The organism is Lentzea sp. (assembly GCF_036380075.1).
Classification (GTDB): Bacteria; Actinomycetota; Actinomycetes; order Mycobacteriales; family Pseudonocardiaceae; genus Lentzea.
Genome location: NZ_DASVFL010000218.1, coordinates 1 through 25,061 on the forward strand (window position 1 = coordinate 1; position 25,061 = coordinate 25,061).

At 69.3% G+C, this 25,061-nt stretch carries 28 protein-coding genes; 13 read left to right on the plus strand and 15 right to left on the minus strand.

The genetic code is table 11. The annotated features are described in order from the left end of the window. Nucleotides 1–288 precede the first annotated feature (288 nt). From VF330_RS24065 to VF330_RS24085, 5 genes are all read left to right on the plus strand, one after another. Complete coding sequence (locus VF330_RS24065; RefSeq protein WP_330853930.1) at nt 289–1,536, plus strand: lysine N(6)-hydroxylase/L-ornithine N(5)-oxygenase family protein; 1,248 nt, start codon at nt 289–291, stop codon at nt 1,534–1,536. An 18-nt stretch (nt 1,537–1,554) separates the two neighbouring features. Next, complete coding sequence (locus tag VF330_RS24070) at nt 1,555–1,749, plus strand: MbtH family protein (protein WP_330853931.1); 195 nt, start codon at nt 1,555–1,557, stop codon at nt 1,747–1,749. A 159-nt stretch (nt 1,750–1,908) separates the two neighbouring features. Beyond that, nucleotides 1,909–2,274 carry a GntR family transcriptional regulator gene (locus VF330_RS24075; RefSeq protein ID WP_330853932.1) on the plus strand — a complete coding sequence of 122 codons (366 nt, stop codon included), beginning with the start codon at nt 1,909–1,911 and terminating at the stop codon, nt 2,272–2,274. A 20-nt stretch (nt 2,275–2,294) separates the two neighbouring features. Then, nucleotides 2,295–3,149, plus strand: a complete 855-nt coding sequence (locus VF330_RS24080; RefSeq protein ID WP_330853933.1) for an ABC transporter ATP-binding protein — start codon at nt 2,295–2,297, stop codon at nt 3,147–3,149. After that, nucleotides 3,146–3,802 (plus strand): hypothetical protein, encoded by a 657-nt coding sequence (locus VF330_RS24085; protein WP_330853934.1) that lies wholly within the window; start codon nt 3,146–3,148, stop codon nt 3,800–3,802. Before VF330_RS24080 ends, VF330_RS24085 begins: the two co-directional genes overlap by 4 nt. 21 nt (nt 3,803–3,823) lie before the next feature. Here VF330_RS24085 and VF330_RS24090 read toward each other — a convergent pair whose 3' ends face one another. The 3 genes from VF330_RS24090 to VF330_RS24100 are packed head-to-tail and all read right to left on the minus strand — an operon-like array spanning nt 3,824 to nt 6,092. Further along, nucleotides 3,824–4,795 (minus strand): LacI family DNA-binding transcriptional regulator, encoded by a 972-nt coding sequence (locus VF330_RS24090; RefSeq protein ID WP_330853935.1) that lies wholly within the window; start codon nt 4,793–4,795, stop codon nt 3,824–3,826. A 5-nt stretch (nt 4,796–4,800) separates the two neighbouring features. Continuing rightward, complete coding sequence (locus VF330_RS24095) at nt 4,801–5,262, minus strand: hypothetical protein (protein ID WP_330853936.1); 462 nt, start codon at nt 5,260–5,262, stop codon at nt 4,801–4,803. After that, nucleotides 5,259–6,092: a DUF1996 domain-containing protein gene (locus VF330_RS24100; RefSeq protein WP_330853937.1), complete on the minus strand. Its 834-nt coding sequence runs from the start codon at nt 6,090–6,092 to the stop codon at nt 5,259–5,261. Before VF330_RS24100 ends, VF330_RS24095 begins: the two co-directional genes overlap by 4 nt. 215 nt (nt 6,093–6,307) lie before the next feature. On the opposite strand from VF330_RS24100, the gene VF330_RS24105 reads away from it, so the two are divergent. Then, nucleotides 6,308–8,026: a discoidin domain-containing protein gene (locus VF330_RS24105; protein WP_330853938.1), complete on the plus strand. Its 1,719-nt coding sequence runs from the start codon at nt 6,308–6,310 to the stop codon at nt 8,024–8,026. Here the strand turns inward: VF330_RS24105 and VF330_RS24110 are convergent. Beyond that, complete coding sequence (locus VF330_RS24110; protein WP_330853939.1) at nt 8,010–9,929, minus strand: endo-beta-N-acetylglucosaminidase; 1,920 nt, start codon at nt 9,927–9,929, stop codon at nt 8,010–8,012. The two genes, VF330_RS24105 and VF330_RS24110, sit on opposite strands and share 17 nt — an antisense overlap. Nucleotides 9,930–10,170: 241 nt before the next feature. Between VF330_RS24110 and VF330_RS24115 the strand changes: the two genes are divergently transcribed. Further along, nucleotides 10,171–11,010 carry a dienelactone hydrolase family protein gene (locus VF330_RS24115; RefSeq protein WP_330853940.1) on the plus strand — a complete coding sequence of 280 codons (840 nt, stop codon included), beginning with the start codon at nt 10,171–10,173 and terminating at the stop codon, nt 11,008–11,010. Nucleotides 11,011–11,067: 57 nt separating this feature from the next. Here VF330_RS24115 and VF330_RS24120 read toward each other — a convergent pair whose 3' ends face one another. The 4 genes from VF330_RS24120 to VF330_RS24135 all read right to left on the minus strand — a co-directional run bounded on the left by VF330_RS24120 (nt 11,068) and on the right by VF330_RS24135 (nt 16,070). Next, on the minus strand, nt 11,068–13,587 hold the full coding sequence (locus tag VF330_RS24120; protein WP_330853941.1) for an ABC transporter permease: 2,520 nt from the start codon (nt 13,585–13,587) through the stop codon (nt 11,068–11,070). Further along, nucleotides 13,580–14,350: an ABC transporter ATP-binding protein gene (locus VF330_RS24125; RefSeq protein ID WP_330853942.1), complete on the minus strand. Its 771-nt coding sequence runs from the start codon at nt 14,348–14,350 to the stop codon at nt 13,580–13,582. Before VF330_RS24125 ends, VF330_RS24120 begins: the two co-directional genes overlap by 8 nt. Nucleotides 14,351–14,557: 207 nt before the next feature. After that, on the minus strand, nt 14,558–15,046 hold the full coding sequence (locus VF330_RS24130; protein ID WP_330853943.1) for a hypothetical protein: 489 nt from the start codon (nt 15,044–15,046) through the stop codon (nt 14,558–14,560). A 46-nt stretch (nt 15,047–15,092) separates the two neighbouring features. Continuing rightward, complete coding sequence (locus VF330_RS24135; protein ID WP_330853944.1) at nt 15,093–16,070, minus strand: LLM class flavin-dependent oxidoreductase; 978 nt, start codon at nt 16,068–16,070, stop codon at nt 15,093–15,095. Nucleotides 16,071–16,109: 39 nt separating this feature from the next. On the opposite strand from VF330_RS24135, the gene VF330_RS24140 reads away from it, so the two are divergent. The 5 genes from VF330_RS24140 (at nt 16,110) to VF330_RS24160 (ending at nt 18,774) form a co-directional block, all read left to right on the plus strand. Further along, a complete protein-coding gene (locus tag VF330_RS24140; protein ID WP_330853945.1) occupies nt 16,110–16,379 on the plus strand; it encodes a GNAT family N-acetyltransferase in 270 nt (89 codons plus the stop codon). A 32-nt stretch (nt 16,380–16,411) separates the two neighbouring features. Then, nucleotides 16,412–17,404: an MBL fold metallo-hydrolase gene (locus tag VF330_RS24145; RefSeq protein ID WP_330853946.1), complete on the plus strand. Its 993-nt coding sequence runs from the start codon at nt 16,412–16,414 to the stop codon at nt 17,402–17,404. Continuing rightward, nucleotides 17,401–18,126, plus strand: a complete 726-nt coding sequence (locus VF330_RS24150; RefSeq protein ID WP_330853947.1) for a lysophospholipid acyltransferase family protein — start codon at nt 17,401–17,403, stop codon at nt 18,124–18,126. Before VF330_RS24145 ends, VF330_RS24150 begins: the two co-directional genes overlap by 4 nt. Continuing rightward, nucleotides 18,123–18,272, plus strand: coding sequence for a hypothetical protein (locus VF330_RS24155; protein ID WP_330853948.1), 150 nt, complete (start codon nt 18,123–18,125; stop codon nt 18,270–18,272). The genes VF330_RS24150 and VF330_RS24155 overlap by 4 nt, the downstream gene beginning before the upstream one ends. 61 nt (nt 18,273–18,333) lie before the next feature. Beyond that, nucleotides 18,334–18,774 carry a ClpX C4-type zinc finger protein gene (locus VF330_RS24160; protein ID WP_330853949.1) on the plus strand — a complete coding sequence of 147 codons (441 nt, stop codon included), beginning with the start codon at nt 18,334–18,336 and terminating at the stop codon, nt 18,772–18,774. 351 nt (nt 18,775–19,125) lie between these two features. Here VF330_RS24160 and VF330_RS24165 read toward each other — a convergent pair whose 3' ends face one another. Genes VF330_RS24165 through VF330_RS24175 form a run of 3 tightly spaced genes read right to left on the minus strand, consistent with a single transcriptional unit; the run spans nt 19,126 to nt 22,221 of the window. Further along, a complete protein-coding gene (locus VF330_RS24165; protein WP_330853950.1) occupies nt 19,126–19,566 on the minus strand; it encodes a response regulator in 441 nt (146 codons plus the stop codon). Then, nucleotides 19,559–21,079: a sensor histidine kinase gene (locus VF330_RS24170; RefSeq protein WP_330853951.1), complete on the minus strand. Its 1,521-nt coding sequence runs from the start codon at nt 21,077–21,079 to the stop codon at nt 19,559–19,561. The genes VF330_RS24165 and VF330_RS24170 overlap by 8 nt, the downstream gene beginning before the upstream one ends. Further along, entirely contained in the window at nt 21,076–22,221 is a 1,146-nt protein-coding gene (locus VF330_RS24175; protein ID WP_330853952.1) for a PP2C family protein-serine/threonine phosphatase, read from the minus strand. The genes VF330_RS24170 and VF330_RS24175 overlap by 4 nt, the downstream gene beginning before the upstream one ends. A 66-nt stretch (nt 22,222–22,287) precedes the next feature. Here VF330_RS24175 and VF330_RS24180 point away from each other — a divergent pair, with 66 nt between their 5' ends. Beyond that, complete coding sequence (locus VF330_RS24180) at nt 22,288–22,773, plus strand: GNAT family N-acetyltransferase (RefSeq protein WP_330853974.1); 486 nt, start codon at nt 22,288–22,290, stop codon at nt 22,771–22,773. On the opposite strand, the gene VF330_RS24185 is transcribed toward VF330_RS24180, so the two are convergent. The 4 genes from VF330_RS24185 to VF330_RS24200 all read right to left on the minus strand — a co-directional run bounded on the left by VF330_RS24185 (nt 22,708) and on the right by VF330_RS24200 (nt 25,005). After that, a complete protein-coding gene (locus tag VF330_RS24185; protein ID WP_330853953.1) occupies nt 22,708–23,178 on the minus strand; it encodes a YkvA family protein in 471 nt (156 codons plus the stop codon). The genes VF330_RS24180 and VF330_RS24185 overlap by 66 nt on opposite strands. A gap of 14 nt (nt 23,179–23,192) precedes the next feature. Further along, a complete protein-coding gene (locus VF330_RS24190; protein WP_330853954.1) occupies nt 23,193–23,612 on the minus strand; it encodes a hypothetical protein in 420 nt (139 codons plus the stop codon). A gap of 89 nt (nt 23,613–23,701) precedes the next feature. After that, the gene (locus VF330_RS24195) at nt 23,702–24,439 is read right to left on the minus strand and encodes a zf-HC2 domain-containing protein (protein WP_330853955.1); all 738 of its coding nucleotides are present in this window, start codon (nt 24,437–24,439) and stop codon (nt 23,702–23,704) included. Then, nucleotides 24,436–25,005 carry a sigma-70 family RNA polymerase sigma factor gene (locus tag VF330_RS24200; RefSeq protein ID WP_090055807.1) on the minus strand — a complete coding sequence of 190 codons (570 nt, stop codon included), beginning with the start codon at nt 25,003–25,005 and terminating at the stop codon, nt 24,436–24,438. Before VF330_RS24200 ends, VF330_RS24195 begins: the two co-directional genes overlap by 4 nt. Nucleotides 25,006–25,061: the final 56 nt, after the last annotated feature.

The following is a 25,061-nucleotide window of genomic DNA, read 5'->3' on the forward strand; positions in this document are numbered from 1 at the left end:
AGCGGGCGAAAAGCGTGCCCGCTTGACACCCCTCTTCGCGTGCAGCAAGAGCTGTGGCGCGACTCGTGACGGGAACCCCACCGCGGAGAGCTTCGCTCAAGAGCGAAGAGCGAAGAGCGAAGGACTGCTCGCCTCGCCTTCGGCGTCGGCATCGCGTCGGCACGCTTGAGTTGTGCTTGCTTGTTCTTGGGGGGCTGGTCTAGGACGTGGATCACGTCCGAATGCACTAGCTAAGGTATGCCTTAGTTAAGTTAGGGTTGCTTTGCTGCCCGTGACCAGGAGGATGCGATGGAACCGGTGCTGGACCTTGCCGGGATCGGCTTCGGACCGTCCAACCTCGCTCTCGCGATCGCTGTGGAGGAGCACCCGCTGCCTGTGCGGGCTCGGTTCTTCGAGCGGCAGGCTCGGTTCGGGTGGCATCGGGGGATGTTGCTCGAGGACGCGACCATGCAGGTGTCGTTCCTCAAGGACCTGGTCACGTTGCGGAACCCCACCAGTTCGTTCAGTTTCCTGTGCTACCTGCGGGACCGGGGGCGGTTGGTCGACTTCGTCAACCACAAGAGCCTCTTTCCGTTGCGCAAGGAGTTCCACGACTACTTCGAGTGGGCCGCTGAGCGGGTTGCTCATCACGTGTCGTACGGGGCTGCGGTCAGTGACGTCCGGGTGGAGGGGGACGGGTTCGCGTTCCTCGCCGGTGGGGCTGAGGTTCGGGCGCGGAACCTCGTGTTGGCGACCGGGCTCGAGGCGAACCTTCCCGAGGGGATCGAGACCGGGGAGCGGATCTGGCACAACAAGGACCTGTTGCACCGGGTGGAGTCGGTGTCGGACCCGCGGCACGTCGTGGTCGTGGGTGCCGGGCAGAGTGCGGCCGAGGCCGTCGCGTTCTTCCACGACCGGTTTCCCGGCGTGGTGGTGCACGGGGTGTTCGCCCGGTATGGGTACAGCCCGGCTGATGACAGTTCCTTCGCCAACCGGATCTTCGATCCTGCTGCGGTGGATGATTTCTACGCCGCGCCGGAGGACGTCAAGGCTCGGTTGATGGGGTACCACGCGAACACCAACTACGGCGTGGTCGACGGGGACCTGATCGAGGAGCTGTACCGGCGGGTGTACCGGGAGAAGGTCGTCGGGCGGCAGAGGTTGTTGTTGCACAACACGTCGCGGCTGACGGACGTTCAGGTCGACGGGACGTGCGTGATCGAGTCGCTTGCCGATGGCGGGCGGGTTTCGGTGGATGCCGACGTGATCGTCTACGCGACCGGGTACCGGCCCGCCGACCCCGTTCGGGTGCTGGGGGAGCTGGCTGACCGGTGTTCGCGGGACGAGCACGGGCGGTTGGAGGTGACTCGGGACTACCGGGTGGTCACCGGTGACGACGTGCCCGGCGGGATCTACCTCCAGGGCGGTACCGAGCACACGCACGGGATCACGTCCTCGTTGTTGTCCAACACGGCTGTGCGTGTCGGCGAGATTCTCGACTCGGTGTCGCGGCGGCCCGCTGTGGTGTCGTCGCCGGGGCTTCAGGCAGTCAAGTAGTTCGGTGAAAGGATCGTCATGACCAACCCCTTCGAGGACCCGCAGGGCCGGTTCTTCGTGCTGGTCAACGAAGAGCAGCAGCACTCGCTGTGGCCGGTCTTCGCGGAGGTGCCCGCCGGGTGGACCAAGGTCTACGGCGAGGAGAGCCGCGAGGCGTGCCTGGCCTACGTCGAGGAGAACTGGACGGACCTGCGGCCGGCTTCCATCAGGTGATCCCGCGGGCGTGACCTCGCCGGTCGCGCTCGCAGGCAGTATCGACCGTTCGGACTGACGCGACGGTGCCGCAGAACGTGGCACCGTCGCGTTTTGCCGTTCAGGGCCTCTTTGCTGCTATGGTTCATTACATGAGTAACGAACCCAGGAAGTGACGCCGTGTTCGACGACCGGAGCCCGATCTACCGGCAGATCGCCGACCGGATCAAGGCGGACGTGCTGAACGGGGCGTTGAAGGCCGACGAGCAGGTCATGTCGACCAACCAGTACGCCGCGTACTACCGCATCAACCCGGCTACGGCGGCGAAGGCCTTCCAGCAGCTCGTGGACGAGCAGGTGCTCTACAAGAAGAGGGGGATCGGGATGTTCGTGAGCGGGCAGGCTCGCGACATGTTGCGGGCGCAGGGGAGGGAGACCTTCTTCGGGGAGGTCGTCGATCCGATGGTCGCGGAGGCGCGGGCCATCGGCATTCCGCTCGCCGAGGTCATCCGGCGCATCGAGCAGCACGAGGACGGGGGCGTGTGATGCGGGTCGAGGTACGGGGTTTGACGGTTCGCTACGGGGACGTGACGGCCGTCGACGACATCAGTTTCTCGTTGGAGGGCAACAAGATCTACGGCCTGCTGGGGCGCAACGGGTCGGGCAAGACCAGCCTGATGTCGGCGCTCGCGGGGTACCGCAGGCCGGCCGGGGCCGTGACGCTCGACGGGCTGCCGGTGTTCGAGAACGCTGCCGCGATGCGGCAGGTCTGCCTGGTCCGGCACACCGCCGACGCCGCGGACAAGGGCGACCGGGTCTCCCACGTCCTGGAGTACGGCGCGGCTTGGCGCGACACGTGGGACGACGTGTACGCGCGGGAGCTGGTCGAGCTGTTCGGGATCTCGCCCAGGGCGAAGGTCGGCGAGCTGTCGCTGGGGCAGCGGTCCGCGCTCGGCGTCGTCATCGGGCTCGCCAGCCGGGCGCCGCTGACGATGCTCGACGAGTCGCACCTCGGCATGGACACGCCGACGCGGTACGCGTTCTACGACACGCTGCTCAGCGACTTCATGGCCCACCCGCGCACCATCGTGATCTCCACGCACCTCATCGAGGAGCTCGCCTCGCTGCTGGAGGAGGTCGTGATCATCGACGCCGGACGGCTGGTGCTCCAGGAGGAGGCGGACGTGCTGCGGTCGCGCGGCACCGAGGTCACCGGCAACGCCGCCGACGTCGACGAGTTCACCGCCGGGCTGACCGTGCTCAGCGAGAAGTCGTTGGGGCGCACCAAGTCCGCGATGGTCTACGGGGTGCTGGAGGACGCGCGGCTCGTCCGTGCGCGCCAGCTCGGCCTGGAGCTCGGCCCCATCGCGTTGCAGGACCTGTTCGTCCACCTCACCGAACCCGTCGGGGGGAAGCGGTGAAGCTGTTCGGCCACCTGGCCAAGACCCTGCTGACGTTCTGCGTGCTGGTCGCGGGCGGAGCGTTCGCGTTCGTCGTGGCGCTGACGTTCGTGATCTCGTTCTTCCGGAGCGTCGAGATCAGCGCGTGGAACATCGTCGCGTCCCACGTGGCGCCCTGGTTCCTGCTGTGGGTCGGGGTCTACGCGATCCACAACGTGCTGCCGATCGCCGTCGCCCACGGCCGCACGCGCCGAGAGCTCCTCGTCGGGACGTCCGTGCTCTCCGTCGTGCTGGCGCTGGTGGGGACGGTCATCGCGTGGCTCGGGTTCGTCGTCGAGGGCGGGATCTACGCGCTCATGGACTGGAACGCCGACCGGCACGGCGCGGTGCCCGCGTACTTCCTGATGTACCTGGTGTGGTTCGTGACCGGCACGCTGTGCTCGGCGGCGTTCGGCAGGTTCGGGGTGGGCGGGGTCTTCTCGCTGCCCGTCGCGTTCGCGTTCATCGCCCTCACGAGGGCGCAGATCCCGGGATCGGGGACCCTGCCGTTCATCCCGGAGGTCCCCGGCCTGCTCGGGACCGGGTGGTACGGGGTGTCGGCGGTGGCGTTCGCGGTCGCGCTGGCCGGGACGTGGGCGATCGCGCGGGACATGCCTGTCCGCGTGCGGACCTAGGGTGCGTGCGGACCTAGCCGCTTAGCCGCTGTCGCGCACCACCAGTGACGGCTCGAAGGTCACCGACGTGACCGGTGCGCGGTCGTCGGTGATCTGCCGCAGCAGCTGGCGGGCCATCTCCGCGGCCATGTCCGCGATCGGCTGGCGGACCGTCGTCAGCTCGGGTTCGCACGTCAGCGCGGCGGTGCTGTCGTCGAACCCGACGATCGCCACGTCGTCGGGGACCTTGCGGCCGTGGCGGTGCAGCACGGGGATCGCGCCGTTGGCCATGAGGTCCGACGCGACGAACACGCCGTCGACGTCCGGGCAGAGAGCGATGAGCTGTTCCATCGCCGCGACACCGGACTGGCGGGTGAAGTCGCCGTGCACGACCCACGCGTCCGGCACCTCGGCGAGGAAGCCCTGGAGCCGGTCCTGGCCCGCCGGGGTGTCCTGCGGGCCGGTGATCGTGGCGATGCGGCGCCGTCCCAGCTCCTTCAGGCGGCGCCCGGCCAGCGCGGCGCCCGCGGTCTGGTTCACGTCGACGTACGTGATCGGCATCGGCTTGAGCGGCCGGCCCGCCAGCACCACCGGCAGGCCGGCCGCGATCAGCCGGCCCGGCACCGGGTCCGCCGAGTCGGTGTGCACGAGGATCACGCCGTCGAGCCGTCCGCACCGCAGGTCGCTCAGCGCCTGCTCGCGCGTGCCGGGGCCGGTCATCATCAGCACGAGCTGCACGCCCAACGGCCGGACGACCCTGGTCACGCCGCTGACGACGCTCGCCAGGTGCGGGTCGCCGAGCATGCGGCGTTCGTCGGGCAGCACCAGCCCGATGGCGTCCGCGCGGCGCGTCACGAGCGAGCGCGCGGCGATGTTCGGGAGGTACCCGGTGGTGGAGATGGCTTTCTCGACGGCGTGGCGGAGCGACTCGTCCACGGTGGAGGCGCCGTTCACCACTCTCGACGCGGTCGCGCGCGACACCCCGGCCACCCGTGCCACCTCCTCCAGCGTCACGCGCTTCACCCGGCCGCCAGTTCCGCCGTGCGGTGGCGTTCCATCAGCTTGACCACCTCGGCGGTGGGAGGGTGGGTGATCGCGGACCCCGCCGAGCGCAGGACTTCCAGCGACTCGGTCAGGTGGTTGTGCACGAACTGGTTCAGCGCGTCGGGGCTCGTCGCGGCCAGCTCGATCTCCGCGTCCGTCGGCATGCCGGGCATGTCGTGCCCCGCGTGGTTGTTCACGAACGGGGCGTCGAGCAGCTTGCGCAGCTCCACGAGCTCGGTCGCGCGGTTCTGCCTGAGCTCGGCGCGGCCGGTCAGGTCGACGAGCTTGAGGGCCTGCTCGTCGGTGGCGATGGACAGCTCGACGAACGCCCGTTCCGTTGCGCCGTAACCGTTCTGCTGGGCCGGCGGTGGTGCCTGGGGTTCGGGTGGAGCCTGCTGGCAGGCCGCGAGAAGGCCTGCCAGCAGGAGCACTGTCATCCGTGGTTGCCGGCGTGATCGCACTTCAGCACCACGTTGATGCAGTTGCGGACGCGGCGTTCCATCTCGGACCGCGGCCACACGTTGAAGAAGTCGCCGTGCATGGTCTGCCCTGTGCCCGAGGCCAGCCGGAGGCCGGCGGGACTGCCGCTGACCGGGTACCGCAGCACCATGCGCAGCTTCGGCACCGCAACCGGGTGGGTCGACGGGCAGCCGCCCGCGACCGGGTACGACAGGTGGGACTTGTGGTCGGACGAGTCGAGGTCCCTGCCGTTCCAGCACTGCGGGAAGTCCAGGTAGGTCTCGAGCATCGTGCCGGACGGGCACTCCACGAAGTTCTTGGAGGGGTTGACGTGCCCGGCGTGCAGGCAGGACCAGCGCGCGATGCTGTCGGCGTCGCCCGTGGCCTTCGCGTTGCCCGCGACGATCTTCAACCCGTAGGGCATCGGCTGGATCGCCGCCGGGTTGTTCACGCCCTCGCCGAGGTAGTAGAACGTCACGCCGGTCGGTGCGATCGCCGTGTTGTTCCGGTACAGCGTCGGAACCCAGTACGACGAGATGTCCGCGACCGGGTTGCAGTTGCCCGTCTGCCCCTCCAGCGACTGCTGGGTGGACCGGGCGTCGGTGGAGTGGTTGCCGAAGAAGTCGTGCGAGTGGGACGCGCCGGGGAGGTTCGGCAGCACGATCGGGTCGTCGGGGAGCCGGTGGCTGATCGGGCACTCCGCGAGGAACTCGGCGACCCGCACCGGTTCTCCTTGTGCCGCAACGGGAATGCTCAGCACGCCCGCAGCCAGGGCGAGGACTGTCGCCAGGTGGAACAACTTCTTCATCGAAGCTTTCCTCTCCGCAGCAGGATTGGGAGAGCGCTCTCACGCTCATCGAGCATGGCGCAGGTCGTAACGGGGCGTCAATCCGCAAGAAACGTTCAGAAGTCCCGGTTTTCTTGACACCGCCCGCCGGTTGCCCCGACTCTCGGCTTCGAACTCCTGTCGGAGAGAGCGCTCTCTCACACCCGTCGCCCCGTTCTCCGGCCTCAGGAGCACCCATGTCAGGAAGGCTTCACCGAGGAAGACCCGCACTCCTCGTCGCGGCGGCGGTCGTCGCCGCGACGTTCACCCCTGCCGCGCACGCCGCCGGTCCGCTGATCTCCCAGAACCGCCCGGTCACGGCCTCCAGCAGCGAGGGTGTCGCGTTCCCGGCGACCGCCGTGGTCGACGGCGACCTCGGCACCCGCTGGTCCAGCGCGTTCGGCGACCCGCAGTGGATCCAGATCGACCTCGGCTCGTCCGCGAAGGTCGACCAGGTGACGCTCGCGTGGGAGGCCGCGAGCGCCAAGGCGTACACGCTCAGCATCTCCGCGGACGGCACCTCGTGGCAGGAGCTGCGCCGGACGACGACCGGCCCCGGCGGCACCGAGACGCTCGCGGTCAGCGGCACCGGCCGGTACGTGCGGCTCGACCTCACCCAGCGCGCCACGCAGTACGGCTACTCGCTGTGGGAGTTCCAGGTGTTCGGCACCTCGGGCGGTACCGGCGGAGGGGAGACGCTGCTGTCCTACGGCAAGTCCGGCTCCGCCTCGACGTTCCAGGACGACGCGAACTGCGGCGGGTGCACCCCGGCCAAGGCGTTCGACCGCGACCCGGCCACCCGCTGGGCGACGAGTCCCACCAACGGCTGGGTCGACCCCGGCTGGATCTCCGTCGACCTCGGCGCGCGGGCGACGATCTCGAAGGTCGTCCTGCAGTGGGACCCGGCGTTCGCCACGGCCTACCGGCTGGAGGTCTCGGACGACAACGCGAACTGGCGGCAGATCTACTCCACGACCACGGGCCGCGGGTTCAAGGAGACGCTGACGGTCAGCGGAACCGGCCGGTACGTGCGGATGTACGGCACGGCCAGGTCGAACGGCTACGGCTACTCGTTGTGGGAGTTCCAGGTCTACGGCACGGGCGGCGCACCGACCACGCCTCCGCCGCTGCCGCCGAACCCGACCTTTCCCGGCAGGCTCGTGTGGTCCGACGAGTTCAACCTGCCCGCGGGCACCGCGCCGGACGCCTCGAAGTGGCAGCCGGAGACCGGTCCCGGCGTGAACAACGAGCTCCAGTACTACACGAACAACAACAACGCCCGGCACGACGGCAACGGCAACCTGGTGCTCCAGGCCCGTCGCGAGGTCACGCCCGGCAGCGCGTGCCCGGTGGACCCGGTCAGCGGCAGCGGCACCTGCCAGTACACCTCGGCGCGGCTGAACACCTACGGCAAGTTCAGCTTCACCTACGGCCGGGTCGAGGCGCGGATCAAGGTGTCGTCGACGCAGGGGCTGTGGCCCGCGTTCTGGATGCTGGGCGCGGACTTCTTCGACCAGCGCAGGCCGTGGCCCTACACCGGCGAGATCGACATCATGGAGCACGTCGGCAAGGAACCGAACCGCGTCTACTCGACGCTGCACGCGCCGGCGTACAACGGCGCGGGTGGTTACGGCTCCCCGCTCGACCTCGGGCAGCCGGCGTCGTCGGCGTCGTCGGCGTTCCGGACCTTCGCGGTCGAGTGGGACTCCAGCCACATGACGTTCAGCGTGGACGGCAACAGGTTCTTCACCGTCGACCGCAACGTCCTGGAGACCACCCGCGGGCCGTGGGTGTTCGACCACCCGTTCTTCATCATCATCAACAACGCCGTGGGCGGTGACTGGCCCGGCCCGCCGGGGGCCGGGACGCAGCTACCGCAGGACATGGTGCTGGACTACGTCAGGGTGTACCAGTGATGGAGACGCGGGCCGGTGGCGAGACGTCGAACGCCTCGCTGACGGCCTCCACCTCGATCCGCGCGGTCTCGCCGTTCGCCAGCGGGATCACGGGCACGAAGTACGCGTCGTTCGCCGTGCCGCCCAGGAAGACCCGGTCGGTACCGGCCCGGTAGACCCGGTACTGCCGGGCACCGGGTGACCGGGTCCAGGTGAGCCGCGCCGACACCGTCGTGGAGTCGGTGCGGCTCACCTGCTCGACCTGGACGTTCCTGGGAGCGGCGGGCGGCGTCAAAACCGGGTTGGTGACGCCGATCCGGCCGATCAGCGCGGTGACGGCCGCGCCGCCCAGCACCCGCAGCGAGATCTCCGTGAGCGTGGTGCCGGAGTGCTCGGCGAGCGGGAACACGCTGCGCCGCCAGGCTTCGCTGAGGCCGCCGAGATCGAGCACCTCCTCCGTGGCGCCGAACCGCAGCACCGCCTGCAGCCGGGACGGACCGGTGCCGGTGCGGTGGACGATCTCGAACTGGCTCGCGCCGGTGATCGGCAACGACGTCGCGAACAGCCTGACCTCGGTGGTGTCCGACGGGGTTCCGGTGATCTTCAGCGCGGTGCCGCCGTCGTACGGGTCGTCCCAGTCGAGCGACGGCGTGACCTTCGTGCCCGTCCCGGTGACGCTCCAGCGCCACGTCGGCAGGACGTCCTGCAGGGACAGGTTGTTCCACGCCTGCGTCGAACGGACCGTGCCGCCGACCGCGAACTTCCGGCCGTGGCCGGTGTTGAAGTTCGTGACGAACGGCAGCGACGTGATCGGCGTCAGCTCGGTGATGTGGTGGGCGACGCCCTTCCAGCTCGCCGTCGTCGTGGTGTTGGCCGGGTCGCCGTTCGGGCCGACCCAGAACCTGTTGTCCCGCGCGTAGAAGTCGGCGGGACCGGTCGACGACTTGAACGTCCACTCCGGACGGTAGAAGCCGAGCGACGTCACGTGCGGCTTGCCCTCGGGGAAGACGCTCGCCCAGCCGACGCTCGTGTTGTAGCCTCCCGCCTCGACGTCCACGCCGGACGCCAGGTCGTACGGGCTGCGGCCCATCTGCCGCGCGAGCGCCGCCGAGCTCGCGAGTCCCTGCGCGCTCCACCAGAAGTTCAGGAACATCTCGTCGGACTGCTCGAAGAACGTCCTGTTGCGCGCGGTCAGGGCGTTCTGCCAGCTGACGCTGCCGGTGTCGGTCATCGCGTCGTACCAGATGATCCGCAGCCCGCTCCTGCGGATGTAGGTGACGAAGTCGCGCATGTCGTTCGCGAGCTGCGCGTTCCCGCCGGCGGTCTCCTGGTTGAGGAACCAGCCGTCGAAGCCGTGGTGGCGCGCCACCTGGACCATCTTGTCCGCCACCGGGAACCGGTCGCCGTCGCGCCTGACGAAGTCGCGGACCCACTGGATCTGGCCGCCGTACGCGGTCGGCGGGAGGAAGACGTTGCCGATCACCCTGACGCCGTTGCGGTGCGCCGCGTCGGTGACGGTCGGGTTCGGCGCGAGGATCAGGCCCTCGGAGGCGGACCCGCCCCAGAACACCAGCTCGTCGATGTACTGCCAGTAGTTCGTGGCGTAGTAGTTCATGTCGAGCGAGCCCTGCGCGGGGTTGAAGCTCGTCGGCGCGTAGGCCACCAACGCCTGCACGCGTGCCTCGTTCGGACGCGCGTGCGCGTTGGCGGGCCTCGCCGGGACGACGCGCCTCGCGAGCGGCACCGTGCTGCGGTTGTACTTCGCGTCCCGGTCGGTCGACGGGTCCCAGTCCAGGATCGTCGCCGGGTGCCAGTAGGACGCGTAGGGCTGCGCTGTGTCGGCAGCGGACGCGGGAGCCTCGGGCAGCAGACTGGTGAGAGCTGCCGTCGAGCTCAGAACGAGGAACTGTCTCCGAGTGGGCACGTGATCACCCTCGTGGGCCGTCTGATTCGCCGCATACCGCCGCTGCGGTGACCGGACAGGACGACAACGTCCCGGTCCGCTGCGCTGGGTGACCGCGTCGAATTCGATGACGCGCGGTCGAACGCCGTCGAAATGTCCGGGTAACCATCCGAGTGGCCCAACCCGGACGTGGCTACCGGGCGGTAGCGTGAGCGCCGCCGTCGCTTTTGGTTCCCCTGCAACCAATCGAGGTGTCTTCGTCATGCGCATCAAAACCGCGCTGGCGGCGCTCGTCCTGGCGCTGATCCCAGCCACCCTGCCGGCCACCGCCACAGCGGCGGCCAACCCCTACGAACGCGGCCCGGCACCCACGGCCACCTCCGTGGAAGCCTCCCGCGGCACGTTCGCCGTCACGTCCGCCGCCGTCGCCCGCCAGTCGAACTTCGGCGGCGGCACGGTCTACACGCCCACCAGCGACCTCACGTTCGGTGCGATCGCGATCTCGCCGGGGTTCACCGCGACCCAGACGTCCGTGGCGCACTTCGGCCCGCGGCTCGCGTCCTACGGGTTCGTGGTGATCACCATCAACACCCTGTCCACCCTCGACGACCCGGACAGCCGCGGCGCCCAGCTCCTCGCCGCGCTGGACTACGTCGCCCGCACCAACCCGCGCGTCGACGCCTCCCGGCTCGCCGTGATGGGCCACTCCATGGGCGGCGGCGGGGCGTTGCGCGCCTCCGCCTCGCGCCCGGCCCTGCAGGCCTCGATCCCGATGGCCGGCTACCACAGCACGAAGAACTGGTCGTCGGTCCGGGTTCCCACCATGCTGATCGGTGGTCAGAACGACCCCACCGCCCCGGACTCGCAGCACTCGATCCCGTTCTACAACTCGATCACGGCGGCGCCCGACAAGGCGTTCCTGGAGCTGCGGGGCGGCGACCACTCGACCCCGCGCAGCGACAACGTGACGGTGCGCAAGTACACGCTCTCGTGGCTCAAGCGGTTCGTGGACGACGACCTGCGGTACGACCAGTTCCTGTGTCCGGCCCCTGCCCCGAACACGGCGATCTCGGCGTACCGGGACACCTGCCCGCACGCCTGAGCACGGTGAAGGGGCTGTGCCGGCACGCGACGGCCCGGCACAGCCCCTCCTCCCGGCTCACTCGTAGGCGATCGCGTCCAGCACGTTCAGCCGTGCCGCGCGGATCGCCGGCAGGATCGCCGCCACCACGCCGACGAACGCCGCCACCACCAGGTACTGGACCATGGTGGCCCAGGGGAGCCCGATCTCCGAGATGCCCTGGTCCTTCAACGCCTGCACGGTCGCGACGCCCAGCGCGAGGCCGACCGCGAGGCCGAGCACCGCGCCGAACACCGAGATCACCACCGACTCGACGGTGATCATCCGCATCACCTGGCCGCGCCGCATGCCGATGGCGCGCAGCAGGCCCAGCTCGCGGGTCCGTTCGATCACCGACAGGGCGAGGGTGTTGATGACGCCGAGCACGGCGATCAGGATCGCCAGCGCCAGCAGGATCTGGATCATCAGCAGGACCGTGTCGAACTGCGAGGTCGTCTGCTTCACGAACGCGCTGCGGTCCTGGACGGTGATCTCCGGGTTGTCGGCGAACAGGGGCTCGACGCGCTTCTGCACGTCCGCGGTGTTCGTCCCCGGCTTCACCTTCACGAACGCCTGGCCGATCTGGTCCGAGCGGAAGTCCTTCGCCGCCGACTCCGGCAGCACCAGCGCGCCTTGGAGAACCTGGGACTTGGCCCAGATGAACGCGACCGTGAACGTGCGGGGCTCGCCCTTGGCGAGTTGCAGCGTCAGCGGGGTGCCGACCTTCCAGCCCTTCTCCGTCGCGAGGCCTTCCGGCAGCGCCACCTGGTCGTCCTCGAGCGGCGCGATCTCCCCGGACAGCGGCTTGAGGGCGAACATGTCCTTCATCGCCGGCACGTTCGTGATGGCCGTCGCGAACATCCGGTCGTCGCCCTGCAGCACGCCGTCGGAGGACCAGCCGAACGCCGCATCGACGCCGTCGGTCTTCTCGACCCGGGTCAGCACGTCCCGCTTGAACGTCGCGGGCTGGCCCTCCACCTGGCCCTCGCCGGAGATGATCAGGTCGGTCTGGAGCTGACCGGCGGCCAGCTTCTCGATCGACTTGGTCGCCGACGTCAGCACCACGCTCACGCCGGTGATCAGCGAGATGCCGACCATCAGCGCGGCCGCGGTGATCGCGGTGCGGCGCGGGTTGCGCGCGGAGTTGCGGCGGCCCAGCAGGCCCGGCATCGACCACGACAGCAGGCGGCCGATCAGCGACACCATCGGCTTGGACAGCAACGGGGTCAGCAGCGCGACGCCGATGAGCGCCACCAGGATGCCGCCGAAGATCAGCGGCAGCGAGGCGGAGCTGAAGCCGAAGCCCAGCGCCGCGCCACCCGCGGCCAGCACGAGCGCGCCGATGACCGTGATCTTGGTGAGCGGCCGGTCGGGGGTGGCGGCCTCGCGCATCGCGGCGACCGGTGCGATCCGCGACGCCCGCAGCGCCGGCATGACCGCCGCGACCACGGTCACGACGATGCCGACCGCGAACGACGAGATCACCGCCGACATCGGCACGCCGATGCCCGCCAGCTGGAGGTTCGTGCCGCCCACCGAGCTGAAGATCTTCGCCAGCAGCGCGCCCACGCCGACGCCCGCCCCCAGGCCGGCGACCGACGCGATCAGGCCGATCACGAACGCCTCCAGCACCACCGAGCCGATGACCTGGCCGCGGGAGGCGCCCATCGACCGCAGCAGCGCGAGCTCGCGGGTGCGCTGGGCGACGATGATGGAGAACGTGTTGAGGATGATGAAGATGCCGACGAACAACGCGATCCCGGCGAACCCGAGCAGCACGTAGTTGAAGAACTTCAGGCCCTCGTTGATCTGGTCGGCCTGCTCCTTCGCCAGCGCCGCACCGGTCTTCACGTCGTAGCCGGAGCCGAGCTTGGCCGCCACCGCGTCGCGCAGCGCGTCGTCGGACGTGCCCTGCGCCGCCGTGACCGTGATCGACGAGAAGACGTTCTCCTTGCCCAGCAACAACTGCTGGGCGACCGGCTCGGTGAACGCCACCGACAGCTCGCCGCCCAGCGACTCGCGGCCGCCCGCGTACTCGTAGACGCCGGTGACCTTGAAGGTCTTCTTCGGCTCCAGCGTGAGCAGCGCGATGTCGTCGCCGACCTTGAAACCGCCGGTCGAGGCGAGGTAGGCGCCGATGACGACCTCGTCGGCCGCCTGGGGAGCCCTGCCGTCGCGGATCTTCTCCTGGCCAGTGCCCGTCCAGTTCGTGCCGAACCGCGGCGCGCCGGAGGTGGTGATGACCTTGCCGTTCTTGCCGATCGGCCGCGCGGACCCCTGCACGTCGCCGACCGCCGACGCCACGCCCGGCACGGACTTGACGTCCGCGATCGCCTGGGGCGTCAGGGGTTCCGGCTCCTTGCCCTTCTCCTGCTTCGGTGACACCGAGACGTCCACATTGGCGAACGCCGACGAGAACAGGTCGGTGAACGACCGCTGGAGCGTGTCGGTCAGGACGAACGAACCGGACACGAACATCACGCCCAGCACCACCGCGAGGGCGGACAGCACCAGCCGGAGCTTGCGCGACAGCAAGCTCTTGATCGTCGCCTTAAGCACCCGGCACCGCGCTGTGCTCGAGGTTCGGCTGGTCGAGGTGCTTCATGGTGTCGAGGACCTCGTCGGCCGACGGCGACAGCAGCTCGCGGACGATCTGGCCGTCCTTGAGGAAGATGACGCGGTCGGCGTACGAGGCGGCGTTCGGGTCGTGCGTGACCATCACGATCGTCTGGCCGAACTCCCGCGCGGAGCGCTGCAGGAACCCGAGGACCTCCGCGCCGGACTGCGAGTCCAGGTTGCCGGTCGGCTCGTCGGCGAACACGACCTCCGGCCGCGACACGAGCGCCCGCGCGCACGCGACGCGCTGCTGCTGGCCGCCGGAGAGCTGCGTCGGGCGGTGGGTCAGCCGGTCCCTCAGCCCCACCGTGTCGATGACGACGTCGAACCAGTCGCGGTCGACCTTCTTGCCGCCGATCGCCAGCGGCAGCGTGATGTTCTCCTCGGCGGTGAGCGTCGGCAGCAGGTTGAACTGCTGGAAGATGAAGCCCACCTTGTCGCGCCGCAGCTCGGTGAGCCCGCGGTCCTTCAACCCGGTCACCTTGGTGTCACCCACCCAGACCTCGCCCCGCGTCACGTCGTCCAGCCCCGCGAGGCAGTGCATCAACGTCGACTTGCCGGACCCCGACGGGCCCATGATCGCCGTGAACCTGGACCTCTCCAGGTCGACGCTCACCCCCGCGAGCGCGGTCACGGCGGCATCGCCGGACCCGTAGGACTTCCACACGTCAACGGCTCTGGCCGCGACTCCATCGGACGCGCTCACTGTCTGTCCCCTCCTGTGGGTCTAGTGCGCACCATCTTCGGCTACCCGGGCACACCGAAGGGTCAGGATCTCCACTGAGACGACCCTGAGATTAGCCCCGGTGAGCCCGCCCCGCCCGACCGCGCTGAGAGAACTCTCAGCTGCGCGAGGTGCTGCGGAGGGAACGATATTTCACTGCTGCCGCAAGTGTCTTCCGCCCTTGGAGGACTACGCCGTCAACTTTCGCAGCGACGTGATCTCATCAGTCCTCAATGGATTCCAGCCGACTCCGCCGCGCACCACCGCGATCCCGGCCCTGGCGCAGTTCTGGACGAGCCACGTGACGAGGCCGTCACCGTACGCGCTCGCCGGCCGGACCCACTCCGCGAGGTGCTCGCCGAAGGCCGCGTTGAACGCGACGAGGCCGGGGGAGCCCAGCAGGAGCACGGGGTCCTCCCCGGTGACGAGGTCCGGCGCGCCGTCCCGGAAGTCACCGAAGAGGACCTGGTCCGCGCCCAGCTCACGTGCCTTGTCCGCCACTCCGAAGAACGCCGACCCGCGCCCGTGTGCGCGCACCGCGAACTGGTGCGCACGGAAGTCGGCGTCGAGGAACTGCTCGGCGCACGTGCCGTCGTCGGCCAGCACCAGCACGGTGGTGCCGCCGGGGAGTGCCCCGACGTGGTCCGGATGCGTGATGCCGATGACGGTGATGCCCACGGACTCCATCCTGCCCGGCCAGTGTTAACCCCTGGCAGCGCTCGCGTTAAACAAGTTTCGGGAGCACCTCGGCACCGAAGAGCCGGATCGTCTCGATGACCGACTCGTGCGGCATGCCGCCGATGTCCACCATCACCAGGTGCGTGTCGATGGACAGCAGCTCCGCCAGCGCGTTGAGCCGCTCCGCCACCTCGTCCGGCGTCCCGCACACCGCCGCACCGTCCATGATGGCGTCGACGTCGATGTCGCCGTCACCACGCCACATGTCCGCGAACCGCGCGTACTCGGCGAGGTGCGGCCGCCAGCGTTCGCGGGCGTTGTCCCGCGCCACGAACACGTGGCTGGGCACGCCGACGCGGCCGCCGGGGAAGCGTTCGCGGTAATGCTGCACGACCTCGCGGTAGATCGACGGGTCGCGCAGCGTCGACGGCAGCATCAGCGGCATCTCCAGCTCCGCGCCCAGGTCCGCCGACGCCGCCGAGCCGGACCCGATCCACACCGCCGGCCGCGGCTTCTGCACCGGCCGCGGCGTCGTCGTCACCTCGCTGAGCTGGCCGCGGAATCGGCCGTCCCAGCTCACCGACGGCTCCTCCAGCAGCTTGAGCAGCAGTCGCAGGTGCTCCTCGAACCGCGCCCGCAGCTCACCGGGCTGCACCCCGAACGCCGCGTCGGTCTGCTGGTCGACGCCGCGCGCCACGATCAGCTCCGCGCGGCCGTCCGACAGCACGTCGAGCGTCGCGAGCGCCTCGGCCACCAGCACCGGGTCGCGGTGGGCGAGCAGCGTCACGCCGGTCGAGAGCTTCAACGTCGACGTGCGCGCCGCCACGGCCGCCAGCAGCAGCTCGGGCGCCGACACGATGTAGCGGGTGAAGTGGTGCTCGCCGATCGCGACACCGGCGAACCCCGCCTCCTCGGCCACCACCGCCTGCTCGACCATCGCCCGCAGGCGGTCGGCCTGGGAGACCTCGTCGCCCGTGCACGGGTTGGGCAGGTGGTCACCCAGGATCAGCAGGTAGACGTCCATGACCGCCATTTTCCATCCGTCCCGTGCAAGATGGTTGACATGGTCACCGACAACGAAGCCGCGAGCCGGTACGAGGTCCACGTCGACGGCGAGCTCGCCGGCTTCCTCGAGTACCGGGACGTCAGCGGCGTCCTGGCGCTGGTCCACACCGAGGTCGGGGAGGAGTACGGCGGCCGTGGCCTCGGGGCCCAGCTCGCGAAGTTCGCGCTCGACGACGCACAAGCCCGTGGTGTAAAGGTTTCCCCACTGTGCCCGTTCGTGGCGAAGTACATCGAGAAGCACCCGGAATACCGTGTTACCGTCCGGTAGATAGTTGCGAGCGCTAACGACGAGGTGGCGGCGTGTGGAGTGAGCCTGGCGCGTTCGAGGTGGCACCGGGTGTGCACCGGATCCCGCTGCCGTTGCCGAACGACGGGCTGCGCGCGGTCAACGTCTACGCGATCGAGGACGGCGACGGCCTGGTCATGGTCGACTCCGGCTGGGCGCTGGACGAGGCCAAGGACCAGCTCGAAGCCGCGCTCGGCACCCTGGGCAAGGGCTTCGAGGACATCCGCCGGTTCCTCGTGACGCACGTCCACCGCGACCACTTCACGATGGCGGTGTCGTTGCGCCGCCTGTTCGGCACGAAGGTGGGCCTCGGCCTGGGCGAGCAACCGTCGTTGCGGCACCTCATGCACGTGCGGGAGGACGGCAACGTCGCCGACCTGCGCAAATGGGGCGCGAGCGACCTGGCGGAGCTGTGGATCAAGGTCATGCACCGCTCCGACCGGGGCGCCGAGGCCCTGCGCGACTACGAGGAACCGGACGAGTGGCTCGACCGCGGCGTCCTCGGCCTGGAGCACCGCGAGCTGGAGGTCGTCCCGACCCCCGGCCACACGCGCGGCCACGTCGTGTTCGTCGACCACACCGCGAAGGTGCTCTTCTCCGGCGACCACGTGCTGCCGCACATCACGCCGTCCATCGGCTTCGAGCCGCTGCGCCCCGCACTGCCGCTGGGCGACTACATGTCGTCTCTCCGGCTCACCCGCCAACTGCCGGACCTCCGGCTGCTGCCCGCGCACGGCCCGGTGACCGACAGCTCGCACGCCCGCGTGGACGAGCTGCTCGACTTCCACGAGCAGCGCCTGGAGGAGATCGGCCGCGCCGTGGCGGGCACCGCGTTCGAGACCGCGCGCAAGATCGGCTGGACCCGCCGCCAGCGCCGCTTCGACGACCTCGACATGTTCAACCAGGTCCTGGCGGTCGGCGAGACGGCCGCGCACCTGGACGTTCTCGTCGAACGTGGCGAATTGACCAGAACTGAGAACGCCGGCGTGCTCGAATATTCGGCGTGACACCGCTCGAGCTGGCCGCCTGGACCTGGAAGATGCCCCGCAGGGGCCGCGGCTTCTGGTTCTCCCTGGCGATCGACGTCCTGTGGCCCTTCGTCGTGCTGTTCGTCCGCCTGCGGATACGCGGCAGGCACAACGTGCCGGGCAACGGCGGCGTGGTCCTCGCGTTCAACCACCTGTCGAACGCCGACGCGGTCGCGGCCGTCGTCTTCTCCCTGCTGTCGGGCCGCGTCCCGCGCGTGCTCGCGAAGGCGTCCCTGTGGCGCGCTCCGGTCGTCGGCTGGATCATGCGCTCCGGAGGCCACATCCCGGTGGAACGGGGCACCGTGAAGGCCTCGGAGGCACTGCGCCCCGCCGTGGAGGCGCTGCGCGCCGGCCAGTGCGTCATGGCGTTCCCCGAAGGCGGCTTCACGAAGGACCCGGACAACTGGCCGATGAAGGGCAAGTCCGGAGTCGCGCGGATGGCCCTGGAAGCCCGCGTGCCCGTCGTGCCGGTGGCGGAGTGGGGCACGCAGGACCTCCTGCCCAGGGGCTCGATCCTGCCCAGGCTCCTGCCCCGCAAGAAGATCGAGGTCGTGGCCGGCGCACCGGTCGACCTCTCCGACCTGTACGGCCGCGAGCTCACCGCCGAGGTGCTGGACGAGGCCACCGCACGCGTCATGGACGCCATCACGACCATGCTGTCGGGCATACGTTCCGCCCGAACGGGTAACCAAAGCGCATGACCACACGAGAGGAATTCGAGCTGCGCAAGGGCCGTCGTCCGGGCGGCACGGGCATCTGGGCCCCGGTCTTCCCGGAGCCGCGTGAACCACAGGAGTGGGTCGTGCAGGCCGACGAGGAACCGGTGATCGTGCGAAGCGTCGACTGACCGTCCGCATCACCTGGACGGCGTCTAGTGCCGATAGACGCGTCTACCTAACGTAGACAGCATGACCCTGGATGAAGAACTGCTGGCAGCGGCGAGGAAGGCGGGCACCGCCTCCGCCGCCGCCCAGGACCAGGCCGACATAGCGAAGGCCGTCTACCACCACAGCGTCCTGCGCCTGCACCGCGCGGGCGGATCGATGCGCGAGATCGCGGAAGCGCTCAAGATGAGCCACCAGCGCGTGCACCAGATCGTCGAACAGTCCAAGCGCGTGGAGCGCTGCTGGTTCTGCGGCCTCAACGCCGGCGACGTGGGCAAGCTGATGGCAGGCCCGGCGGCCCTCATCTGCGACCACTGCGTCGCCGCCGCCCGGGTGGGTGAGATGGGCGACTGCTCTTTCTGCAGCGAGACCAGGCCCGTGCACTCCGGTGCGGAAGCCCAGATCTGCCAGGCATGCCTGGACTTCAGCGCGGCGGTGATGAGCGGAGCGGCATCACTGCGCTGACGAGCAGCACGCACGCCGCTATCAAGCGCGATGCGAAGCGAGCCGACCTAACCCCCGCACTTCCAAGCGATGCCGAAGGCGAGCCGTCTTTTCCTTGCGCCGATCAGAGCCGGTGAGCCCACCCGTGGTTTGCGATTGGGGCTTGACTTTGGGTGCGAGGTGCTACCACTAGTGGTTCGGCCGGTCGCGAAGCGTCCGGCCTTTTCCGGCCGACTCAGCGCCTCGCAAGGGCCCCGAAGTCAAGCCCCAATCGCAATCGTCGCGGAGCGGCGATGGACCCAGATCTTTCATCCGGGGGTGCATGACCACGCTGGAACAGGTACGGGACAACGCGACAGAACCACGCTGGAACTACCGGGGAAGCTTCACCACGGTCACGAAGAAGTCGTCGATCTGCCGCACGACATCGATGAACCGGTCGAAATCCACCGGCTTGGTCACGTAGGCGTTCGCGTACAAGCTGTAACTGCGCAGAATGTCTTCCTCGGCCTCGGACGTGGTCAGCACCACCACGGGGATCGACCGGAGCTCGGCATCCGCCTTGATCTCGCTCAGCACCTCGCGCCCGTCCTTGCGGGGGAGGTTGAGGTCCAGCAGGATCAGCCCGGGCCGGGGCGCGTTCGCGTACTGCCCCTCCCGCCGCAGGAACTCCAGCGCCTCCACACCGTCCTTGACGATGTGCAGCACGTTGCGGATCTTGTGGTGCTCGAACGCCTCCTGCGTCATGAGGGCGTCGCCCGGGTCGTCCTCGACGAGCAGGACGTCGATCACGTTCAGCGGTGACTCAGACATGTACTTCCTCAGCTTGTGCGACGAGCTCGGGTACCACGGGCAGGGTGAACTGGAAACTCGTCCCGGAGTCCACATCGGTCTTCAGCCAGATCGTGCCGCCGTGGTACTCGACGATCTTCCGGCACATCGCCAGTCCGATGCCCGTGCCAGGGTAGGCGTCCTTCGGGTGCAGGCGCTGGAAGATGACGAAGATCCGGTCAGCGTACTCCGGCTCGATCCCGATGCCGTTGTCGTGCACCGTGAACTTCCACATGTCGCCGTCGCGTTCGGCCCCGATGTTCACCACCGGGTCGGACGAGCCCCGGAACTTCAGCGCGTTGCTGATGAGGTTCTGGAACACGGCGCTGAGCAGGGTCGCCTCGCCGCGCACGGACGGCAGGTCCTCGGCCACCACCAGCGCGCGGGTCTCCTCGATGCGTTCGGAGAAGCTGTCCACGACCTGGCGCACGACCTCGTTGAGGTCGATCACCGTCTGCTCGCGGGTCAGCCTGCCGACGCGGGAGAACGCCAGCAGGTCGTTGATCAGGCCCTGCATGCGCTTGGCGCCGTCGACGGCGAAGTCGATGTACTGGTCGGCGCGGTCGTCGAGCTGGCCGCCGTAGCGGCGTTGCAGCAGCTGGCAGAACGACGCGACCTTGCGCAGCGGCTCCTGGAGGTCGTGCGAGGCGACGTAGGCGAACTGCTCCAGCTCCGAGTTGGAGCGCTGCAGCTCCGTCTTCGCCGCGGCGAGCGTCTCGAGCTCCTGCACGATCCGGCGGCGCATCGCGTCCACGTCCTCGGCGAGCATGACCGTCTCGCGCGGGCCGCTCGCGTCGATCGCGTGCTCGAAGTCGCCGGACGCGACCTGCCGGGTGTGCTCGGCGAGGTCGGCGAGCGGCGTGATGAGCAGGCGGTGCAGCAGCAACGACAGGCCGCCGATCACCGCGACCAGCAGCACGCCCATGCCGATGACCAGCCACAGCACGACCGCGGCCGCGTGGTCCAGCTCCGCGCGGGCCGTCCTGCCCAGCTCCGCGATGTCGTTCTGCAGCGCCGACACCTCGGCCCGGACCTGGTCGAAGATCGCCTTGCCGCGGTCGGTGTCCTGCGTGGTGGCGCTGCCCGGCCCGGAGAGCCGGATGCCCGCGATCGCCGGTTCCGCGTACTGGCCACGCCACTGCCGCGCCAGGTCCTCGATGCGCTTCACCCGGCCGTTCACGTCGCCGACGAGGTCGCGCACCCGTTCCGCGGACTCCACCTCGGTCCGGCGGCCGTCGAGGTAGGGGGTGAGGAAGTCGTCCTGGCCGGTCAGGACGAACCCGCGCAGGCCCGTCTCCTCGTCGAGGAGCGCGCGGGCCAGGTCCCTGGCCACGCGGCCGGCGGGCTCGACCCGGTCGACCGAGCGCGAGCGGGCGTTGCCCAGACTGTCGAGGGCGATGACGGTGGACGCGATCACCACCGCCGTCATCGCGAGCAGGACCACCACGATGGCGGCGAGCAGGCGGCTCGCCGGCAGCCTTTCCGGCAGTGTCACTTTCCGTCCTTCAACAGCAGGATGGCCACGTCGTCGTCGAGCGGCCCGCCGTTGAGCTCCGTCACCTCCGCGATGACCGAGTCCATCCAGTCGGGGCCGGTCCGCAGGTGTCTGTCCAGGATCTCGCACAGCCGCTCGACACCGAGCCGGTCGGTGTCGTCGGGTACCCGGCCCTCGATCAGTCCATCCGTGTAGCAGGCGAGCGACCAGCCGGTCGGGAGCTGCACGTCCACGCCGGTCCAGGCGTAGTCGGGCAGCACGCCGAGCGGGACCCCGATCTTCGACTGGGGCAGGTCCACGATCTGGCGGCCGGCCATCAGCAGCGGTTCGGGGTGCCCGGCGAGGAAGTAGCGCGCCGAGCTCCGGTCCGGCGCCACCGTGACCATGCACGCCGTGGTGAAGATGCCGTCGCCGTGCCGTTCCGCGACCAGCACCTGGTCGAGCGTCCGCAGCACCTTCTCGGCGGGCTCGCCGGCGAGCACCAGCGCGCGCCACGCGATCCGCAGGCACACGCCCAGCGCGGCCTCGTCCGGGCCGTGGCCGCAGACGTCGCCGATGATGGCGTGCACGGTGCCGTCCGGCATGCCGACGACGTCGTAGAAGTCGCCGCCGAGCAGCATGCGCTGGCCACCGGGCTGGTAGCGGACGTCGAGCTGCACGTCGGAGTCGTTGAGCAGCGGGTTCGGCAGCAGGCCGCGTTCGAGGCGGGACCGCTCCGCGGCGCTCAGCTCGGCCTCGCGCAGCAGGCGCTGCGCCTCCTCGGCCCGGCGCCGCTCGACCGCGTACCGGATGCCCCGCATCAGCAGCTCGCCGTCGACCTGGCCCTTGACCAGGTAGTCCTCCGCGCCGGCGGCGACGGCGTCGATGCCGCCGCGTTCGTCGTGCAGGCCCGTGAGCACGAGGACGGCGGGGGCGTTCGGCCTGCGGAGCAGCCGGTGCAGGCCGTCGAGGCCCTGCGAGTCGGGCAGCCCGAGGTCGAGGAGCACGCACTGGGCGTCGGAGAGCTTGCTCTCGGCTTCGGCGAGCGTGCGTGCGCGCGACAGCACGAAGGGCGCGCTCACTTCTTCGAGCAGCGCCTCCACGAGCAGGGCATCGCCATCGTCGTCCTCGACCAGGAGGACGCGCACGGTCTTCGTTCGCATCAAGCCTGAACTTTAACGCGACCGGGCTGCGGGGCTCGCGTCTGACCTACCAGGATGGTGGGCGTGTTGATCCGTCTCGCCCAACCAGCCGAACTGACGTACCTCCAGGAGATCGAAAACGCCTCCGGGGAGGTCTTCCGCGACATCGGGATGCCCGAGATCGCCGACGACGACCCGATGTCCCTCGACGCGTTAGCGGAGCACGAGGTGTGGGTCGCCATCGGCGCCGAGGGAGTACCTGTGGCGTTCATCGCGATCGGTGACGTCGACGACGCCGTCCACGTGCACCAGGTCAGCGTGCACCCGTCGCACGCGCGCCAGGGGATCGGCGCCGCGCTGATCGAGCACGTCACCCGCGGCGACCGTCCCGTGACGCTGACGACCTTCCGAGACGTGCCGTGGAACGCGCCCTACTACGAGCGCCTGGGTTTCCAGGCCGTGACCGAGACCTCACCCGGTCTGGCCGCGATCATGCGCGAGGAGGCCTCACGGGGCCTCGATCCCGCGAACAGGCTCGCGATGGTCCTTCTCCCAGCGCAGGTACGCGCCTGAGGTGAGGGACAGGCTGCTCAGCAGCCAGACGAGAACGCCCGCGTCGTCGGTCACCCCGATCACCGGAAGCAGCTCCGGGACGAAGTCGATCGGCGACACGAGGTAGACCAGCGCGACCGCCCACAGCACCACCTGGCTGCGGGGCAGGTCGGGGTAGTTGCCGCTGCGCCAGGCCTTCCACAGCCGCGGCAACGCCTTCGCGCGCTGGATCGGGTTCCCGACCGGGCCGGGGCCCCTCTGAGCGCGTTTGCGGCGGTTGCGCAGCACGCCCAGTCCCGCGAACACCAGGCCGAGCGGGATCATCACCCACCCGACCACCGCGGGGCTCAGGCCGCCCAGGGTGGCGGTGCGGAACAGCAGGATCAGCAGACCGGACAGGGAGATGAGCGACCCGAAGACGACCATCTTGGCTGCGGCTCCTAGTTGGGTTCCTGGAAGAGCATCGTCGGAACGGCCTTGTGCGGTGGCCTCGGCTGGGACGGCTCCGGCTCGCGCAGGTCGATCGCCTGTTCGGGTTCCCCGGCGGGGGCCTGTTCAACCGGCACTTCCTTGACGGCGGGTTTGCGCGCCGCCCTCACCGGGGCGACGTAGGGCTGGTCCAGGGCGGCGCGCGCCTTGGAGATCCAGACCTTCTGCATCGCCTCGTCCTTGCTGCCGGCAGCTGTGGCGGCCAGTCCGGAAAGGACTCCGCGGACGCGGGGGACCAGCGCGGGATGCCGCCGGACCGCCTGCCACACCGCGTGATCACCCGGTAGCCGGGCGGACACGAGCTGCTTGACCTGAGCGCGCAGCTCCTCTGTGGACAGATCGAGCCAGCGCTCGACCGCTGACGGTCCCATCACCACGTAGAAAGCCTCCCCGAAAACGACTACTGCCCCCACAGGATCTCACGGATCCGGCGGGGGCAGTGGGCTGGTGTCGGGAAACGTCAGGACGCGACGGCCTCGAGCAGGGTCTTGCCGTTCTCGTCGACGATCCGGAACGTCGCGATCTCGTGCCAGCGCATGGCCACGTTCGCCTGGAGCCGGATGGTCTTGGAGTCGCCTGCCACCTTCTCGGGCGCGTACCAGGAGGTGACCTGGGCGACGCGGCCCGCGCGTCCGACGGCGACGAGCGATCCCCTGCTGGGACCGGACATGCCGCTGACCTCGATGTCCATCGTGGTGCCCCACGGCTCGTCCGACGCGGCGATCTTCGTGGACACCCCGCTGTTCGGGTCCTGGTGCTGGACCTTCATCGTGGCGTCGCTCGAGTTGTTCGCCACGGGCGTCTGCGACGTCGTGGTGTTCTGGGGTGCTGCCTGGTTCGCACCGTCGTCGCCGTCGCGGACCACGAGGGTCGTCGCGACGATCGTCACCGCCACGATGCCGGCGGCGGCGGCCGCGACACCCTGGGCGACGAACCAACGCCTGCGCTTCCTGCGAGCGGAGACGGCGTCGAGCATGACCCGGACCGACTTGCCGTCCGGACGTTCCGGGGCCGTGCCGCGCAGCATGCCGCCCGCGTCGGCCTCGTCGATGAGGTCCGGCACCACCGCGAAGTCGCGCAGGTCAAGAGCACACCGGCGACATTCCGTCAGGTGGTTCTCGAACGCCTCCACCTCCTCGGCATCGAGAATGCCGAGCACGTAGGCGGCGACGTCGAGGTGATCTGGTGCCGTTGTCACCGCGTCTCTCCCCGTTCGTGCAACGCACGCCGCAACGCACGGAGCGCGTAGTACACCCTCGACTTGACCGTTCCCGGCGGCACTCCCAGTGCCGCCGCGGCCTCACCGACGGTGCGGTCCCGCAGATATGTTTCGAGAATAGCCTCCCTGTGTTCCTCGGAGAGACCGTTCATCGCCTCCGCCACGACGATCGCCGCGAGGGTGCGATCCTCTTCACTCCCGGAGGGCGACTCGTCCGAAGGGGTCAGTTCGAACTCCTGCGGACGGACGCTTCGCTTGCGCCTGTCGTCGATGACCAACCGCCTTGCCACCGTGAACAACCACGACCGCAAGAGCACGGGGTCACGCTCGAGTTTCTCGGCGTTGCGCCATGCCCTGACCAGGGTCTCCTGCACGATGTCCTCGGCCCACTGACGATCGTGGCCCGTCAACCTCATGCAGTGTCCCAGCAGGGCACTCCCGAATTCCTCGTACAGCCGACGGATCAACTCTTCCTCGAGAGACCCCGGTCTTGGTGATTGCTCGTCTAACTCGCGTTGACGTCTATGCCGCGCCACGGGGGACATCCTTGCCCCATCAACCGTCTCAAGTCGAGAGGCAAATATTCCTCACGAAGTTCGTG